This window comes from Nocardia sp. NPDC056564 (assembly GCF_042793755.1).
Taxonomy (GTDB): domain Bacteria; phylum Actinomycetota; class Actinomycetes; order Mycobacteriales; family Mycobacteriaceae; genus Nocardia.
Map to the genome: position 1 here is coordinate 3512 of NZ_JBHTUR010000019.1, position 15954 is coordinate 19465.

The following is a 15954-nucleotide window of genomic DNA, read 5'->3' on the forward strand; positions in this document are numbered from 1 at the left end:
TTCCCCGCAACCACGTCCCACCCAACCGGCACCCCAGCACCCAACGGGACACCACCACACCAGCACTCACACTTCCCCGCAGCAATGTCCCACCAGACAACCAGCCCAATATCCAACCGGACACCACCAAGCCAGCACTCACTTCCCCGCAACCACGTCCCACCCAACCGGCACCCCAGCACCCAACGGGACACCACCACACCAGCACTCACACTTCCCCGCAGCAATGTCCCACCAGGCGACCAGGCCAGCACCCAACGGGACACCACCACGCCAGCTTTCACACTTCGCCGCAGCGATGTCCCACCAGACAACCAGCCCAATATCCAACCGGACACCACCAAGCCAGCACTCACTTCGCCGCAACCACGTCCCACCCGACGGGCAGCGCAGCACCCAACGGGACACCACCACGCCAGCACTCACACTTCCCCGCAACCAAGTCCCACCCGACAGACAGCACAGCGCTGAACGGGGCACCACCGAGCCGGTACTCGCGCTTTGACGCAGCAGTGTCCCGCCCGTGCTGAACGCGATGCACCCCGAATCGCTGAGCGGTTCGGGGTGCGTCGCGTGGAAGGGGGTGGGGTGGTGGGTTATTCGACGGTGACGGACTTTGCCAGGTTGCGGGGCTTGTCCACGTCGTAGCCGCGGGCCTGCGCTACCTCGGCGGCGAAGATCTGCAACGGGACGGTCGACAGCAGCGGCTGGAGCAGCGTCGGCGCCGACGGGATCTCGATGAGATCGTCGGCGAACGGACGCACCGTGTCGTCGCCCTCCTCGGCGATCACGATGGTGCGCGCGCCACGCGCCTGGATCTCGCGAATGTTGCTGAGCAGCTTGGAGTGCAGCACCGCGCGGCCCTTCGGGGACGGCATCACCACGATCACCGGCAGGCCCTGTTCGATCAGCGCGATCGGGCCGTGCTTGAGCTCGCCCGCCGCGAAACCCTCGGCGTGCATGTACGCCAGCTCCTTGAGCTTGAGCGCGCCCTCCAGCGCCACCGGGTAGCCGACGTGGCGCCCGAGGAACAGCACCGTCGACACGTGCGCCAGCTCGCGCGCGATCGCCCGCACCTGCGGTGCCGTCTCCAGCACCCGCTCCACCAGCTTCGGCATCGCCTCCAGCTCGGCGAACTCGCGGGCCACCTCGTCCGGGTACTTGGTGCCGCGCGCCTGCGCCAAGGCCAGCCCGACCAGGTAATTCGCGGTCACCTGGGCCAGGAACGCCTTGGTCGAGGCGACGCCGATCTCCGGCCCGGCCCTGGTGTAGAGCACCGCGTCGGACTCGCGCGGAATCTGCGCGCCGTTGGTATTGCAGATCGCCAGCACGCGAGCCTTCTGCTCCTTGGCGTGCCGCACCGCCTCGAGCGTGTCGGCCGTCTCGCCGGACTGCGAGATCGCCACGACCAGCGTCGACCGATCCAGAACCGGGTCGCGGTAACGGAATTCGCTGGCCAGCTCCACCTCGACGGGCAGCCGGGTCCAGTGCTCGATCGCGTACTTGGCCAGCAGGCCGGAGTGGTAGGCGCTGCCGCAGGCGACGACGAAGACCTTGTCGAAGTCGCGCAGCTCCTGATCGGCGAGGCGCTGCTCGTCCAGCACGATCCGGCCGGCACCGTCCTGGTCCACGCTGAAGTGCCCGATGAGGGTGTCCGCCACCGCGGCGGGCTGCTCCTCGATCTCCTTGAGCATGAAGTAGTCGTGGCCGCCCTTCTCGGCGGCGGCCAGATCCCAGTCGATGGTGAACGGGCGGGTGCGCGCGGTCGCGTCGTCGCCCGCGAAATCGGTGACGGTGTAGCTGTCCGCCGTGATCACCACGGCCTGGTCCTGACCGAGCTCGACCGCCTCGCGGGTGTGCTCGATGAACGCCGTGACATCCGAGGCGATGAACATCTCGCCCTTGCCGACCCCGATCACCAGCGGCGTCGACCGGCGCGCCGCGAAGATCAGGTCCGGGTGATCGGCGTGGGTGAAGACCAGCGTGAACGCGCCTTCGAGCCGGCGAACCACCGCGAGCGCGCTGGCCGCGAAGTCGCCCGCCGTCGGTCCCTCGGCGTAGGCCCTGGCCACCAGGTGCACCGCGACCTCGGTGTCGGTGTCGCTGCGTAGCTCGACGCCCGCGTCCTCCAGCTCCCGGCGCAGCGGGGCGAAGTTCTCGATGATCCCGTTGTGCACCACCGCGACCTTGCCGCTGTCGTCGCGATGCGGGTGCGCGTTGCGGTCGGTCGGCGCGCCGTGCGTCGCCCACCGGGTGTGTCCCATGCCGGTGCTGCCCGCGAAGCGCGCGACCCCGATTTCGGCGAGCTCGGCCTCCAGATTCGCCAGCTTGCCTGCCTTGCGTTCCACTGCCAGCGCACCGGCGCCGTCGACGATCGCCACACCCGCGGAGTCGTAGCCGCGATATTCCATGCGGCGCAACGCGTCAACGACAACGCCGAGCGCGTCCCGGTATCCGACGTACCCCACGATTCCGCACATGGCTCACCAGAGTACTTATCGGATAACGTTCTCGTCGTGTCGGCGTCTGTGAAATCACTCCTGAGCACCCTGACCAGCCGCGGCCCCCATCGGGTGCTCCGCGGCAATCTGGCCATCGCCGGGCAGCCGGGGGTGGTATTCACGCCCGAATCGGGGCTCAACCTGCCCGCCGTCGCGTTCGGGCACGGCTGGTTGACCGGCGCCGCCAACTATCGGCAGCTACTCGAGCACCTCGCGTCCTGGGGTTTCGTGGTCGCCGCCCCCGATACCGAGCGCGGGCCGATCCCCTCACACCTCGGCCTCGGCACCGACCTGCTCACCACCCTGGACATCTGCACAGGTGTGCGGCTCGGCGACGGCACCATCAGCGTGCACCCCGACCGGCTCGCCCTGGTCGGCCACGGCATGGGCGCGGGCGCCGCCGTCATCGCCGCGACCCAGCGCCAGGTCGCCGCGGTCGCCGCCCTGTTCCCGGCCCCCACCGCACCGTCCGCGGAAAACCTCGCCCCCGACCTCGACACGCCCGCGCTGATCCTGGCCGGCGCCACCGATCTCGCCTCGGTCAGCTCCAACGCCATCCCCCTCGCCACCGCGTGGGGCGGCCGGTCGGTCTTCCGGGCGATCGACGGCGCCTCGCACAACGGCATCATCGAGGGCCGCCGCGTGCTGGCCGCCGTCGGCGCGGGCAAACACGAATCCAAGACCGCCCGCACCACCCGCGCCCTGCTGGCCGGCTACCTGCTCGCCACCGTCGTCGGCGACAAGACCTACAAACTGTTCGCCGACCCGGACGCGGAAATCCCGCACACCGCGGTCATCGACCCGGAAGCCAAGGAAGAGCCGAAGGCGCCCAAACTCAAGGTCGGCCAACTCGCCAGCCTGCTCCGCCGCTGACCCCCGCGCCCAGACAGCAGAATCCGCACCCGCTCTCGGGACCTGCGCTGGCTTAGGGCCCTATTTTCGGTGCGGATCCCAACAAGAGTGCTGATCTTCGGGGCATTGGCGGGCTGGCGCCGATGGGGATGGCGACACCGGATGGTGGGCTCAGATCAGCCAGGTTTCGCGTTGGTAGAAGGCGGCTTCCTCGTCCTCCTGGTCGACCGGCAGGACGTCGCGGTTGGCTTTGCGGGCGGCGATCGAGCGGGCGATGGCTTCCCGTTGTTCGCGGGCCTCTGTTTCGAGGCGTTCTCGCTCTTCGAGCTCGGCACGCGCTTGGGCCAGCTGGTCGGCGTGTGCGGCGAGGAATTCCCGCATGTCGGTGGCGGCGGCCTCGGCGAGTTCGCGGCTGGTGTCCGCGGTCCGCCGGTTGATCTGCTCGAGTTCGTCCAGCAGCAGGGCCGAGCGACGGCGGCATTCCTCGGCGGCGCGCTCGATCTCCTCGGCGTAACTCACGATCTCGGTTCTCCCCGATCCGCAGGTGGACATCAGCTCGCTGCTCCGCGCAGGCCCTCGACTTCGCGCCGCGAGCGCAGCACCCCGACGGCGCGCTCCCACGCTCCCCGCCGCGTCCGCATCAGGCTACCGGGTTCCCGGTCCGCTGTGGCGTGCTCACAGTGGACCGGCCTCGGCCAGATCGCCCATCGGACCGGCCTCGGCCAGTTCCGCGCCGGTGTCGAACGGGGCCTCCGGATTCTGTTCGCCCGGCATGCGTTTGGGCCTGTGCTCGCCGTCTTCTTCGCGCCGCATGGGTGGTGGGGTGCCCGTGCGGGCACTCGGCTGACCAGCGTTCTCGTCCTCCGCGGTGTGCGGCTTCTCGACCGGTTTCTGCTGCTCCGGAGCGGGTTCCGCAGGCGACTTCACACCCGGCTTCTCATTGTCCGGCGCGGACGGAGCCTGATCCGCGGGCGACTTCGCTTTCTCCGGCGCGCCCGGGGCGTGGTCGGCGGGCGGCTTGTCACCGGGTGCCGCAGGCGTCGCCTCATCCTTCGGCTCGTTCATCGAGATGACCGGCATCCCGTGCTCGTCCAGCTTCACGCTGAATTCCTGCGGCTTCCCGTCCCCGTCGGACATCATCAGTTTCAGCTGACCATCCGCCATCTCGAACTTCAGATGCTTTCCGGCAACATCGAATTCGGCGGCCGGCTTGCTGTCCGGCTTGCCGTCACCGTCCTTGTCGACCGGTGTCGGCTCGATGAGCCCCTCGACCATCTTCACCGCGTCCTCGGCGCCGTCCTTGATGATCCCGGTCAGCGAACTGACCCCGGCATCGACGAGGCTGCTGATCCCAGATGCCAAGGGCGACAACTGAGTCGCCACCTGACTGAGCGCGGGCAAGCCTTCCAGCGATGAGGTATTCGGGACCGTCTGCGTCGACGGCGTGGCAGGCGTTGACGGTGTGTTCGGTGTCGCGGGCGTTGACGGTGTGCTCGGTGACGACGGCGTGTTCGGCGTCGCGGGCACCTGCGTTGTGCTCGCCGGAACAGTGGGCGACGAGGGCGTCACGGGCGTCGACGGAGAGCTGGGCGTCGACGGCGCGGGCGTAGTACTCGCCGGAACTGTCGGCGCGACAGGACTATCCGCCTTCGGCACCCCCGACTCTTTCGGCGTCCCCTCGCTCTTCGGCTGCTCCTGCACCGGCTGCTGCACCGGCACCCCCACCGGACGTGGATACGAAGCAACCGAAACCTGGCCCAGCGCACTGACTATCGGCGCGTAGACCTGTTTGACCGCCGCATCGGTCACATCGCAGGCCGCGGTGAACTTCTGCACCTTGGCCAGATAGTCCGGCTTGAACACGTTGTCCAGCCAGTGCCGGCAACGCGCCTGAATATGCTGCTGATAGTCCGATCCCGGCAGAATGCCGAGGATATTGCGGGCGGCCCAGGCATCGGAGCCACCGGTCAGGTCCGGAAAGATGCGGCCGAGCTTGCTGAGCAAACTGTCGTCTTGCCAGCCATTGCTGACCGCGATGCTGGTGCCGGAAATGATGTCGTCGATGTCTTCCGGCGACTTCTCCGCGATTCTGACGCTCTCGCCGTTCTCCAGGATGTAGCGCACCACGTCCGCTTTGAGCTTCACCGCGGAGCGCAGCCCATCCCCGGCCGCCGCGATCGCCTTCCAAGCCTCCCCCGCGGCCTTCCAGTCGGTCCCCGCCTGCTCCACCTGCTGGTTCAGCATGGCCCCTGCCGCTTCGGCGGCCGCGCCCTCCCAGCAAGCCCAGAGGGCCTTGGCCTGGCCGCGCTGCACGTCCAGCTGGGCGCCCGCGTCTTGCAGCACGACCTGGAGCTTCGCCGCGACGTTGCGCAGCTTGTCCTCGTTCAACCCGTTCTGTTCGTAGAACCGCTTGTGCAGCTGCTGATAGGCGGGCACATCCGCGGTTTCGCCGAATGCGCGCTTGAACCGTGGTTCGAACTTCTCGAAGTACAACAGGCTCCGCGACCCGATATTCAGATACTCGGCAACGGGCGCGTAGGCCGGAACGTCGAATGCCATGGCCGCCCGCTACGCCTTGCCGCCATGGTCGAGCTTCGCGATGTCGAACGAAGCCTCTCGATCGGTATTCGAGTACTTCACCACCGCGGCGCCCACCACATCGCCGGTGGCGAGCGTCGCCTCCGACCAGTTACCGAGCCACTGGTAGATCGCGTCGAGCCCGGCCTGGATCTGGCTTCCCTGGTCGGCGTAGTTAGCGCCCGCGTCGGCCGGGCCGAACGTGGCGTCGGCCACGTCCTTCGCCCGATTACGCACGGTCTGCCCGGACGTACTCAGGTCGTTGCCGAGGCGGCCCAACTCCCCGGTCTTGACGCCGACCAACTCGGATCCGGCCACGCGATCCCCTCCGTCCCTGCGTCGTACACGATCTCCCCGGACTTACGTCGGCGCCGGGCGTCCCCATTACTTCCTTCGACGCGCCTCGCCGACGTTCGGTTCCATCGAATTCGCAGAGCCGTGCCGAACCGGCCGGACGGAGCTAGCCGCCGATCTTCCCGTGATCGGTACGCACCCACTCCGACGAACCGTCCGGATGCCGATGGAACTCCCACGCGGCGTAATCGCCGTCGTTTTCCACCACGGTGACGTGGTCGGCCAGACCGTCGTGGTCGTAATCGGTCCAGACCTGCACGGCGTCGCCACCGTTGGTGGTGATGGTGTCGAGCGTGCCGTCCCCATCGATGTCCTGCGTGGGATGGTGCAATTCGATCGCGCCGAGGCCGTCGAGCGACGAGGACGCGTCGATGCCGGGCAGTTCCAGGCCCGGCAATTCACCCGAGGTGATCATTACTCCTCCTCAGCAGGACTCGTGATGCTGTCATCCAATGACCCGACAACAACGCTATCGCTCCATCCTGACATCCATGGGTGCCCGACGCAGCCCCCTGGCCTCACTTCTTCGGCATCAGCAGCCACAGCACCAGGTAGACGATGAACTGCGGGCCGGGCAGCAGGCAGGACAGCACGAACAGCAGGCGCACGACATTGGCATTCCAGCCCAGGTACTCGGCGATGCCGCCGCAGACTCCGGCGATCCATTTGTCGTGGGTGGAGCGGGTGAAACGGCGGGTGGGTGCGGTCATGGTCTTCGTTCCCTCTCTGGTGGTGATCTCTTCGAACTCCACTCTGCCGAGCCGCGCATCGTGCCGCATCGCTCCGTGGACCGATCCCGACCCTGATTTCCAGTACCCAGGGGTCAGGGTGCGACCCCGAGTGCCGACCGGGTGCGGGGCGACCGCGTGAACACGGCAGACTTGGGAAAGTGAGCACCACTCTGCACGCGCGCGGACTGTCCGCGGGCCACGGCGAACGCGTCCTGTTCGACGACCTCGATCTCACCCTGGCCCCGGGCGACGTGATCGGCCTGGTCGGCGCGAACGGCGCGGGCAAGTCGACGCTGCTGCGCATGCTCGCGGACCGGCGCACACCGACCGGCAACATCACGTTGAGCCCGCCCGACGCCACCGTCGGCTACCTCGCGCAGGAACCCGAGCGGGTGGCCGGCGAGACGGTCCTCGAATTCCTGGGTCGCCGAACGGGAGTCACGGCGGCCCAGCGGGCGATGGACGCCGCGGCGGAAGGCATCGCCGACGGCGGCGAAGACACCTATTCCCCCGCACTCGAACGCTGGCTCGCCCTCGGCGGCGCGGACCTCGACCAGCGCGCCGCCGAGGTCGCCGCCGATCTCGGCCTGATCGCCAGCCTGCCCAACGGCCTGGGCACCCCGATGACCGGACTGTCCGGCGGCCAAGCCGCGCGCGCAGGCCTGGCCTCGGTGCTGTTGTCCCGCTTCGACATTCTGCTGCTCGACGAGCCGACCAACGACCTCGATCTGGACGGCCTGGCCCGCCTGGAGCAGTTCGTCACCGGCGTCCGGGTGCCGCTCGTGGTGATCAGCCACGACCGAGAGTTCCTGGCTCGGACCGTGAATCGCATCGTCGAACTGGATCTGGCCCAGCAGCAGGTGGGCCTCTACGACGGTGGTTACGAGGCGTATCTCACCGAGCGCGAGACCGCCCGCCGGCACGCCCGCGAGGCCTACGAGGAGTTCGCCGACACCAAGGCGGGCCTGGAGGCCCGTGCGCAGATGCAGCGCAACTGGCTCGAACACGGTGTGCGCAATGCCCGTCGCAAGGCCCGCGACCCGAAGAAGGTCGACTCGGACAAGGCCGGGCGCAAGATGCGCGCCGAGTCCACCGAGAAGCAGGCCGCCAAAGCCCGCCAGACGCAACGCCGCATCGAACGCCTGGACGTGGTCGAGGAGCCGCGCAAGGAGTGGGAGCTGCGGATGACCATCGGCAGCGCGCCGCGCAGCGGATCGGTGGTGGCCACGCTGTCCGACGCGACGGTCACCCAGGGCGATTTCACCCTCGGCCCGATCACCCTCCAGGTCGACTGGGCGGACCGGATCGTGCTGACCGGGGCCAATGGCTCCGGCAAGTCCACGCTGCTCGCGTTGCTGCTGGGAAAGATCAAGCCGCACACCGGATCCGCCACGCTCGGCTCCGGTGTGGAGATCGGTGAGGTGGACCAGACGCGCGGGCTGTTCCGCGGAACTACCTCGCTGGCCGACACTTTCGGCGCGCAGATGCCGGACTGGCCGGACGCCGAGGTCCGAACGCTGCTGGCCAAGTTCGGCCTGCGCGGCGCACAGGCGTTGCGCCCCTGCGAAACCCTGTCCCCCGGCGAACGCACCCGCGCCGCGCTGGCGCTGCTGCAGGCGCGCGGGGTGAACCTGCTCGTCCTCGACGAACCGACCAACCACCTGGACCTGCCCGCCATCGAACAGCTAGAGCAGGCGGTCGAATCCTTCACCGGCACACTGCTGCTGGTCACGCACGACCGCCGGATGCTGGACACCGTCCAGGCGACCCGCCGCTGGCACATGGACTTCGGCAGGCTCACCGAAGCCACCTGACCGGCGCTGCCGATCAGACGGAAGCGACCCGCTTGGCCAGGTCGTCGGCGAGCTGCCTGGCCTGGGCCGGATCGGTCGCCTCGACCATGACCCGGACCAGCTGCTCGGTGCCGCTGGGGCGCAACAGAACCCGGCCGGTGTCGCCGAGCATGCGTTCGGCCTCCAGCACCGCGTCGCGGACCTCGGGCGCCGCCGCGACCAGCGACTTGTCGCTGACCGGCACGTTCACCAAAACCTGTGGCACCGTTTGCAATACGCCGGACAGGTCGGCCAGGCTACGCCGGGTCCGCGCCATCCTGGCCATCAGTTTCAGGCCGGTGAGGATGCCGTCGCCGGTGGTGCCGAACTTCGGGAAGATGACGTGCCCGGACTGTTCACCGCCGAGCGTGTACCCGCCGCGGCGCAGCTCCTCGAGCACGTAGCGGTCACCAACGGCGGTGGTGAGCAGGGTGATTCCGGCTTCCCGCATGGCGATGTGCAGGCCGAGATTGCTCATCACGGTGCCGACCAGCGTGTCCTCGGCCAGCTCACCGGCCTCGTGCAGGTCGAGCGCGAGGATCGCCAGGATCACGTCACCGTCGACCACCTTGCCGTCGGCATCGACCGCGAGGCAGCGGTCCGCGTCACCGTCGAGGGCCAGCCCCAGGTCGGCGCCGTGCTCGCGCACCGCCCGCTGCACCATGTCCAAATGCGTTGAGCCGCAACCGTCGTTGATATTGAGGCCGTCCGGCTCGGCGTTGATCGCGATCACCGTCGCGCCCGCCGCGCGGAACGCCGCGGGCCCGACCTCGGCGGCCGCGCCGTGCGCGCAGTCGACCACCACGGTCAGCCCGGAAAGATCCTGCGCGGTCGCCTCCACGAGGTGCTCGACGTAGCGCTCGTGCGTGCCCGCGATGCTGTACTGATCGGGAATGGTCTGCCCGTGGTCGCGCGCGCCGGAGGCGTTGACCACCCGGCCGATGCCGCGCCCGGTCGGTCGCACCGTGACCTCCTCGGCGAGCAGCGCCTCGATCCGGTCCTCGATGGCGTCGTCGAGCTTGTGCCCGCCGGCCGCGAAGATCTTGATGCCGTTGTCCGGCATGGGATTGTGCGAGGCGGAGATCATCACGCCGAAGCACGCGTCGTAGAGCCCGGTGAGGTAGGCGACGGCCGGCGTCGGCAGCACGCCGACCTGAAGTACGTTCACCCCGGTGGCGGTCAGGCCCGCGGTCACCGCGGCCTCCAGCATCTCACCGCTGGCGCGCGAGTCGCGGCCGACCACCGCGAGCGGGCGGTCCTTGCCACTGCTCAAAATCTGGGCGGCCGCACCCGAAACGCGCAGCGCCAGTTCCGGACTCAACGACTCGTTGGCCAGCCCACGGATTCCGTCGGTGCCGAACAAACGTCCCATACCTCAGCCCCTCATCGGTGGATCCGCGGCGCGCCCGAAGGCGACAGGCGGTGTTGCCTCGTAGGGCAGACGAAACGCCGCGGCTGATACAGCACGAGAGCAGGCGACCAGTCGATGCTGGACGCCTGCTCTCGTACAGGTTGCCCGCCGACCGTACCGCCCCCGGTACCTCCAGGGTGCCGGATGACGGTGGTCGGCGAAGCCAAAATCAGCGCTTCGAGTACTGCGGCGCCTTACGGGCCTTCTTCAGACCGTACTTCTTCCGCTCGACGGCACGCGGGTCACGCGTCAGGAAGCCGGCCCGCTTCAGGGCGGGGCGGTCGTCCGGGGTGACCTCGATGAGCGCGCGGGCGATGGCCAGACGCAGGGCGCCGGCCTGTCCCGACGGGCCGCCACCGTGCAGCAGGGCGATGATGTCGAAGTTCTCGGCCCGCTCGACGGTCACCAGCGGCGACTTGACCAGCTGCTGGTGCACCTTGTTCGGGAAGTAATCCTCGATGGTGCGGCCGTTGAGCACGAAGTTGCCGGAGCCCGGCACCATGCGCACGCGAACGACGGCTTCCTTGCGGCGGCCGACGGTCTGCACCGGGCGGTCGATCACGATCGGGGCGAAGGTCTCCGCGGCGACCTCGGCCTCTTCGTAGCCTTCGCCGTCCTCGACGACCTCGACGGCGTCGAATTCCTCGACGACGGCCTCTTCGTTGAATTCCTCAGGAGCGGTCACTGGGCCACCTGCTTGATCTCGAACGGAATGGGCTGCTGAGCGGCGTGCGGGTGGTTCGGGCCTGCGTAGACCTTCAGCTTGCCCGCGATCGCGTTGCCGAGCTTGTTCTTCGGGATCATGCCCTTGACGGCCTTCTCCACGAGCCGGTCCGGACGGGTCTCCAACACCTGACCGACAGTGCGCGACTTGAGGCCGCCCGGGTGCCCGCTGTGGTGGTGGATCAGCTTGTCCGCCTTCTTGTTGCCGGAGATGGCAACCTTGTCGGCGTTGATGATGACGACGAAATCGCCACCGTCGAAGTTCGGCGCGTAGGTCGGCTTCGTCTTGCCACGCAGCAGATTCGCTGCTTGAACGGCGAGACGGCCGAGCACTACGTCAGTGGCATCGATGACGTACCACTGCCGGGTGACGTCACCAGCCTTGGGGCTGTACGTAGGCACAGTGCTTCCCTGTCTGTAGTCGGTGTTGCCGGCCAGGCATGTGGTCGAAGCTCCCGGCGGCCGGTGGAGACCCGGGGTTCGATTGCACGACCGGTTTCCCGGCCGCCCATACGCCAACGAGCCACAATACCAGCCCGGATCTACCAGCCGAAATCGCGTCAGATCTGGATCGGTGGCCCTGGATCTATGGCCCGGCGCGGGCCGGGTAGCAGGAAGCGCAGGGTGTCGACGCCCGGCTGCCCACAGTCGGGGTCCGCGGCCTCCCGGTCGTGCGGGGCGTCCGCCGGACCGCGGGTGGACGAGATGCCGGGCCGGACCTCGTTGGTCACGTACGGCATCAGCGGGCACACCGTCGGACCGGTGGGCGCCGGCGCCGCCAGGCTCACCTCGGCCGCGGTCAGCTCGACCCGGTCGGCGCCGGTCGGCAGCGCGACCACGGCCAGCGCCAGCGCGCCGACCACCGTGTGCGCCCCGAACAGGTTGTCCTTCATCTTGTTCCACAGCTTCCCCTTGCGGGGGCGGCCTTCGTCATCGTCGTCGTCCGGCTCGGGTTCGCGCCATTGCCCCTGCCGTCCGGGGTCGGCGGGATCGGACTGCGGCGCCTGATACGACCGAGCGCCGGACGGCCCGCTCTGCGGCGCACCGCTGCCGGGCGGGCGGCTCTGGTCCTCGGGGTACTGCCCCGGCGGCCGGGTGAAACGGCTGCCCAACTCGGCCAGATTCGGCGGCAGCCCACGCTGGACCTCGTCGCGGGTGATCCTGGTCGTCGGTTCCTCACCCTGCGTCGGATAGCCGGGCCCGTACTGCACGGGCGGCACCGTTCGCGGCGGCGACGGATCCATGTGGGGCTGTGGCACGTCCGTTCGGCGCTGTGAGGACTCCGCTTGGCGCTGCGCCGATTCGGCCTGCCGATGCGCGGCACCGGCCTGACGCTGACCGGGCGCGGCCTGCTGCGGCGCGGACTCGGCCCGGTAGTGCCCGGCCGGATCGCGAAACTGCGGGCCCGGGTCCTGGAATTGGGTGGGATCGACGCGCGGTTGCGCGGGCTCGGCATGCCGCCCCGGCGGTCCCGCCGGTTCCGGCTCCGCCGCCTCGGTGTCGGTGACCAGCAGGTGGGCCGCGCCGAGCACGAGCGCGTGCATCGGATGATCGGCGACCTGGAGCCGGTGGCCGAGATGGTTCTGGAAGGCCAGCCGCAACGCGTCGTTGAAGCACACGTTGCCCGAGAGCAGCACCGTCGAGGTGTCCGCGCCGATCGAGCGGGCCGCGGCCATCACCTCGATCACCACATTGTCCGCTGACCTGGCGTCGCGCATGGACTCCATGGTCACCGGCACGTCGACCGATTCGGTCGGCTGTTCGTCGTCGCCATGCACCGCCACCACCAGCACGGTCCGGCCGTCGGAGTACACGCCGGTCGCGCCGATGCCGTGCGGGCGCGCCTGGTCCGGCGGATGCACCAGCCCGAGCGCGCGCACGTAACCGGACAGCGCGACGCTCTCCGGCAGCGGCTCGACGGTCACGTCGAGCTGTTCCACCAGCCCGGCGTACACCTCGACCTTCTCGTCCGGCCAGCCGTCCGGGAACGGCAGCGCCACCAGATCCGGCTTGCCGCGCAGATGCTTGCCGATCGAGGCGAGCGGGTTGTACATCCTGGCCCGGAACACCAATTCGGCAGGCCAGGTCGCCCCGGCCACCACGATCTGCGGGTGGCCGAGGATGTCGCGCACGTCGGCGATCGCCATGCCCAGGTCCGGGCGCTGCCGGTCCACGCCGGCGGTGTGCAACCGCCCCGACGAATCAGCCAGCAAATACGCCGGCGGTGTCCACATACCCTCCACCTGGACCGGGCGGATCGGTGTGCCACCACCACCCGCGGCCACGGACACCACATCCCAGCCGAGATGTACTGCCCCTACTCGCACCGTCACAGGCATAAGTGTGCCTGGTGTGCGGCCGAGATGCTTGCTCTTGTCCGGAGCCCCCGGTAGCGGCCGCAAAATCGCTCGCGCATCACGTGGCCGAGGACTTCAGTCGCAACCGCCGCCAGGTGATCACGGCGAGCACCAGGGTGATCAGTAGCAGCACGCCGACGTCCAGTGCCCAGATGCCCGGTGTGTGCTGCCACAACGTGTCGGGTTGCGCGTTGAGGAACACCTCACGAATGTTCACCGTCGAGGCGCCGGCCGCGTAACCCCAGCGCGCCGGGAACAACCAGGACACCTGCTCGAGCACCACCCGGCCGGTGACCGGGATCAGCCCGCCCGCCATCACCAGCTGCACCATGATGGCGACCACCAGCAGCGGCATCACCTGCTCGTTCGACTTGGCCAGCGACGAAAGCAGCAGTCCGACAACGACACAGCACACCGCGGTCAACGCGATATCGATGTACAACTCCGCGCTGCCCGAGGACAGCACCGCGCCCTCGCCGGGCCGCTTCTTCCCGGCGAGCACGATGCCCACCAGCACCGCCGATTGCAACAGCGCGGTGATACTGAACACCGCGATCTTCGCCGACAGATACGCCGACGGCAGCAACCCGACCGCGCGTTCGCGCTGGAAGATGGTGCGCTCGCCGACCAGATCACGCACGGTGAGCGTGGATCCCATGAAGCAGGCGCCGAGGATCAGCACCACGAGCAGCTGCTGGGTCTCGCCGCCGCCGGTGGGCACGAAGGTGCCGTCCGGCAACGCCTTCAGCGCGCCCCGCTGGAAACCGTCCTTGCCCGGCACCACCAGGGACAGCGCGCCGAGGATGAACGGCAGGATCACCAGGAACGACAGGTAGCCGCGGTCGGCCAGGATCAGCCGCAGCTGCCTGCGCGACAGCGTCGAGAACTGTTTGCCGCCACTGGATTGCGGTGGCGAGCCCGCCGGTCCGTATTGCTGAGGCGGCGGTGGCGGCGGTGGCGCGAACGCCTGCCGGGAGCGATAGGCGGCGAACGCCTGATCCGGGTTGGCCGCCACGTTGGCGAAGATCTCCGCCCAGTCGCTGGTGCCGAGCGCGTTGCCGACGCCGGCCGGGTTGCCGCAGTAGGCGGTCTTGCCGCCCGGCGCGAGCAGCAGCACCTGATCGCACATGTCCAGGTGGGCGATGGAGTGGGTCACCACGATCACCACGCGGCCCGCGTCGGCCAGCTCGCGCAGCATCACCATCACCTGCCGGTCCAGCGCCGGGTCCAGGCCCGAGGTCGGCTCGTCCAGGATCAGCAGCGAGGGGCCGGTGAGCAGCTCCAGCGCGACCGAGGCGCGCTTGCGCTGGCCGCCGGAGAGCCGGTCCACCCTGGTGTCCGCGTGCTCGGTCAGGGAAAGCTCTTTCAGCACACCGTCGATCACCTGCTGCCGGTCGGCCCGGCTGTTGTCCGGCGGCAGCCGCAGTTCGGCCGCGTAGCCGAGCGCCTGCCGCACGGTGAGCTGGCGGTGCAGTACATCGTCCTGCGGCACCATGCCGATCCGGGAGCGCAGCGCCTCGTACTCGGCGTGCAGATTGCGGCCCTCGAAGGTGACCACACCGCCGGACGGGCGGGTGGTGCCCGCGATCAACCGCGACAGCGTCGACTTGCCCGCGCCGGACGGACCGATCAGCGCGGTCAGCGTGCCCCGGCTGGCCTGCATGTTCACGTCGACCAGCAGTTGTTTGTTGCCCTCGACGGTGAAGCCGACCCCGTGCACCGCGAGGCCCTGCTCGGCGACCGGCTTCTGCCGGAGCACCAGGGTGCCCTGCTGGACCACGAAGTCGATGTTGCCGATGGTGATGATGTCGCGCTCGCGCAGCACCGAGCGCTGCTGGCGGTGGCCGTTGACGAAGGTGCCGTTGGCCGATCCCAGGTCCTCGATGGTCAGCCCGTCGGAGGCGGCGACCAGGCGCGCGTGCTTGCGTGAGGCCAGCGGATCGTTGACCACGATCTGGTTGTCGGAGGTGCGGCCGATGGTCAGGCCGCCGGCGGGCAGGCGGTCGCCCCGTGCGATCGCCGCGGTGGCGGCCCTGGCGCGCACCGGCGGCATGTTCGAGGTGTCCGCGCGCGTGGTCAGGTTGATGTTGACCTGCGGCGGCGCGTCCTGCGGCGGCTGGTACGCCGGGCGCTGGAACTGCTGGGCGGGCCGCTGCCCCGACATCGGCTGGTGCATCGGCTGACCGGACATGGGCTGCTGGCCCGACTGCGGCGGCCGTGCCGAAGGGCGCTGCGGGGGTTGCGGATTGGCGGGCAACAGATGGAGCAGCGGACCGCTGATCGCGTCACCGAGACGCACCTGCGTCGGCCGGTCGATCGACACCGGCTGGCTGAGCCTGCGCGCGTCCACGAACACACCGTTGGTGCTTCCGTTATCGCTCAGCACCCAGGCACTACCCTGCCAAGTGAGCGTCGCGTGCACCCGTGAGACCAGCGGGCTGTCGACGAAAAGCGTCACCTCCGGCGCACGGCCCATGGTGACCTGCTGGCTCGAATCGAATACTCGTTCGTTTCCATCATGGCGCACGGTGATGGTCTGCGCCCCCGGTGAAGACATGCAGCGGATACTATTCCATCACCCGGACATCGGCGGTGCCCCCGACGCGCCTTTTGCCC

General features: G+C 69.0%; 13 protein-coding genes. 2 read left to right on the forward strand and 11 right to left on the reverse strand.

The features are described from left to right. Positions 1 to 596: 596 nt before the first annotated feature. Positions 597 to 2480, reverse strand: coding sequence for a glutamine--fructose-6-phosphate transaminase (isomerizing) (gene glmS, locus ACFQ9K_RS34640; RefSeq protein WP_378718125.1), 1884 nt, complete (start codon positions 2478 to 2480; stop codon positions 597 to 599). A 36-nt stretch (positions 2481 to 2516) separates the two neighbouring features. Between glmS and ACFQ9K_RS34645 the strand changes: the two genes are divergently transcribed. Next, positions 2517 to 3374: a dienelactone hydrolase family protein gene (locus ACFQ9K_RS34645; RefSeq protein ID WP_378718127.1), complete on the forward strand. Its 858-nt coding sequence runs from the start codon at positions 2517 to 2519 to the stop codon at positions 3372 to 3374. A gap of 150 nt (positions 3375 to 3524) precedes the next feature. On the opposite strand, the gene ACFQ9K_RS34650 is transcribed toward ACFQ9K_RS34645, so the two are convergent. The 5 genes from ACFQ9K_RS34650 to ACFQ9K_RS34670 form a co-directional block, all read right to left on the reverse strand. Beyond that, positions 3525 to 3872, reverse strand: a complete 348-nt coding sequence (locus ACFQ9K_RS34650) for a hypothetical protein (RefSeq protein WP_378718129.1) — start codon at positions 3870 to 3872, stop codon at positions 3525 to 3527. A 156-nt stretch (positions 3873 to 4028) separates the two neighbouring features. Then, positions 4029 to 5912, reverse strand: a complete 1884-nt coding sequence (locus ACFQ9K_RS34655; RefSeq protein ID WP_378718130.1) for a hypothetical protein — start codon at positions 5910 to 5912, stop codon at positions 4029 to 4031. Positions 5913 to 5921: 9 nt separating this feature from the next. Then, entirely contained in the window at positions 5922 to 6248 is a 327-nt protein-coding gene (locus tag ACFQ9K_RS34660) for a hypothetical protein (RefSeq protein WP_378718131.1), read from the reverse strand. A 142-nt stretch (positions 6249 to 6390) separates the two neighbouring features. After that, the gene (locus ACFQ9K_RS34665) at positions 6391 to 6699 is read right to left on the reverse strand and encodes a DUF6802 family protein (protein WP_378718132.1); all 309 of its coding nucleotides are present in this window, start codon (positions 6697 to 6699) and stop codon (positions 6391 to 6393) included. A 103-nt stretch (positions 6700 to 6802) separates the two neighbouring features. Continuing rightward, entirely contained in the window at positions 6803 to 6994 is a 192-nt protein-coding gene (locus ACFQ9K_RS34670; RefSeq protein ID WP_378718133.1) for a PspC domain-containing protein, read from the reverse strand. A 179-nt stretch (positions 6995 to 7173) separates the two neighbouring features. Between ACFQ9K_RS34670 and ACFQ9K_RS34675 the strand changes: the two genes are divergently transcribed. Continuing rightward, positions 7174 to 8829, forward strand: coding sequence for an ABC-F family ATP-binding cassette domain-containing protein (locus ACFQ9K_RS34675; protein WP_378718135.1), 1656 nt, complete (start codon positions 7174 to 7176; stop codon positions 8827 to 8829). Positions 8830 to 8842: 13 nt separating this feature from the next. Here the strand turns inward: ACFQ9K_RS34675 and glmM are convergent, their stop codons facing one another. From glmM to ACFQ9K_RS34700, 5 genes are all read right to left on the reverse strand, one after another. Further along, a complete protein-coding gene (glmM, locus tag ACFQ9K_RS34680) occupies positions 8843 to 10219 on the reverse strand; it encodes a phosphoglucosamine mutase (RefSeq protein ID WP_378718136.1) in 1377 nt (458 codons plus the stop codon). Positions 10220 to 10427: 208 nt separating this feature from the next. Next, positions 10428 to 10943, reverse strand: coding sequence for a 30S ribosomal protein S9 (gene rpsI / locus ACFQ9K_RS34685; protein WP_150404196.1), 516 nt, complete (start codon positions 10941 to 10943; stop codon positions 10428 to 10430). Next, positions 10940 to 11383, reverse strand: coding sequence for a 50S ribosomal protein L13 (gene rplM, locus ACFQ9K_RS34690; RefSeq protein ID WP_378718137.1), 444 nt, complete (start codon positions 11381 to 11383; stop codon positions 10940 to 10942). The genes rpsI and rplM overlap by 4 nt, the downstream gene beginning before the upstream one ends. 158 nt (positions 11384 to 11541) lie before the next feature. After that, positions 11542 to 13320: a hypothetical protein gene (locus ACFQ9K_RS34695; RefSeq protein ID WP_378718138.1), complete on the reverse strand. Its 1779-nt coding sequence runs from the start codon at positions 13318 to 13320 to the stop codon at positions 11542 to 11544. Positions 13321 to 13396: 76 nt separating this feature from the next. Further along, positions 13397 to 15895, reverse strand: a complete 2499-nt coding sequence (locus ACFQ9K_RS34700) for an FHA domain-containing protein (protein WP_378718140.1) — start codon at positions 15893 to 15895, stop codon at positions 13397 to 13399. Positions 15896 to 15954: the final 59 nt, after the last annotated feature.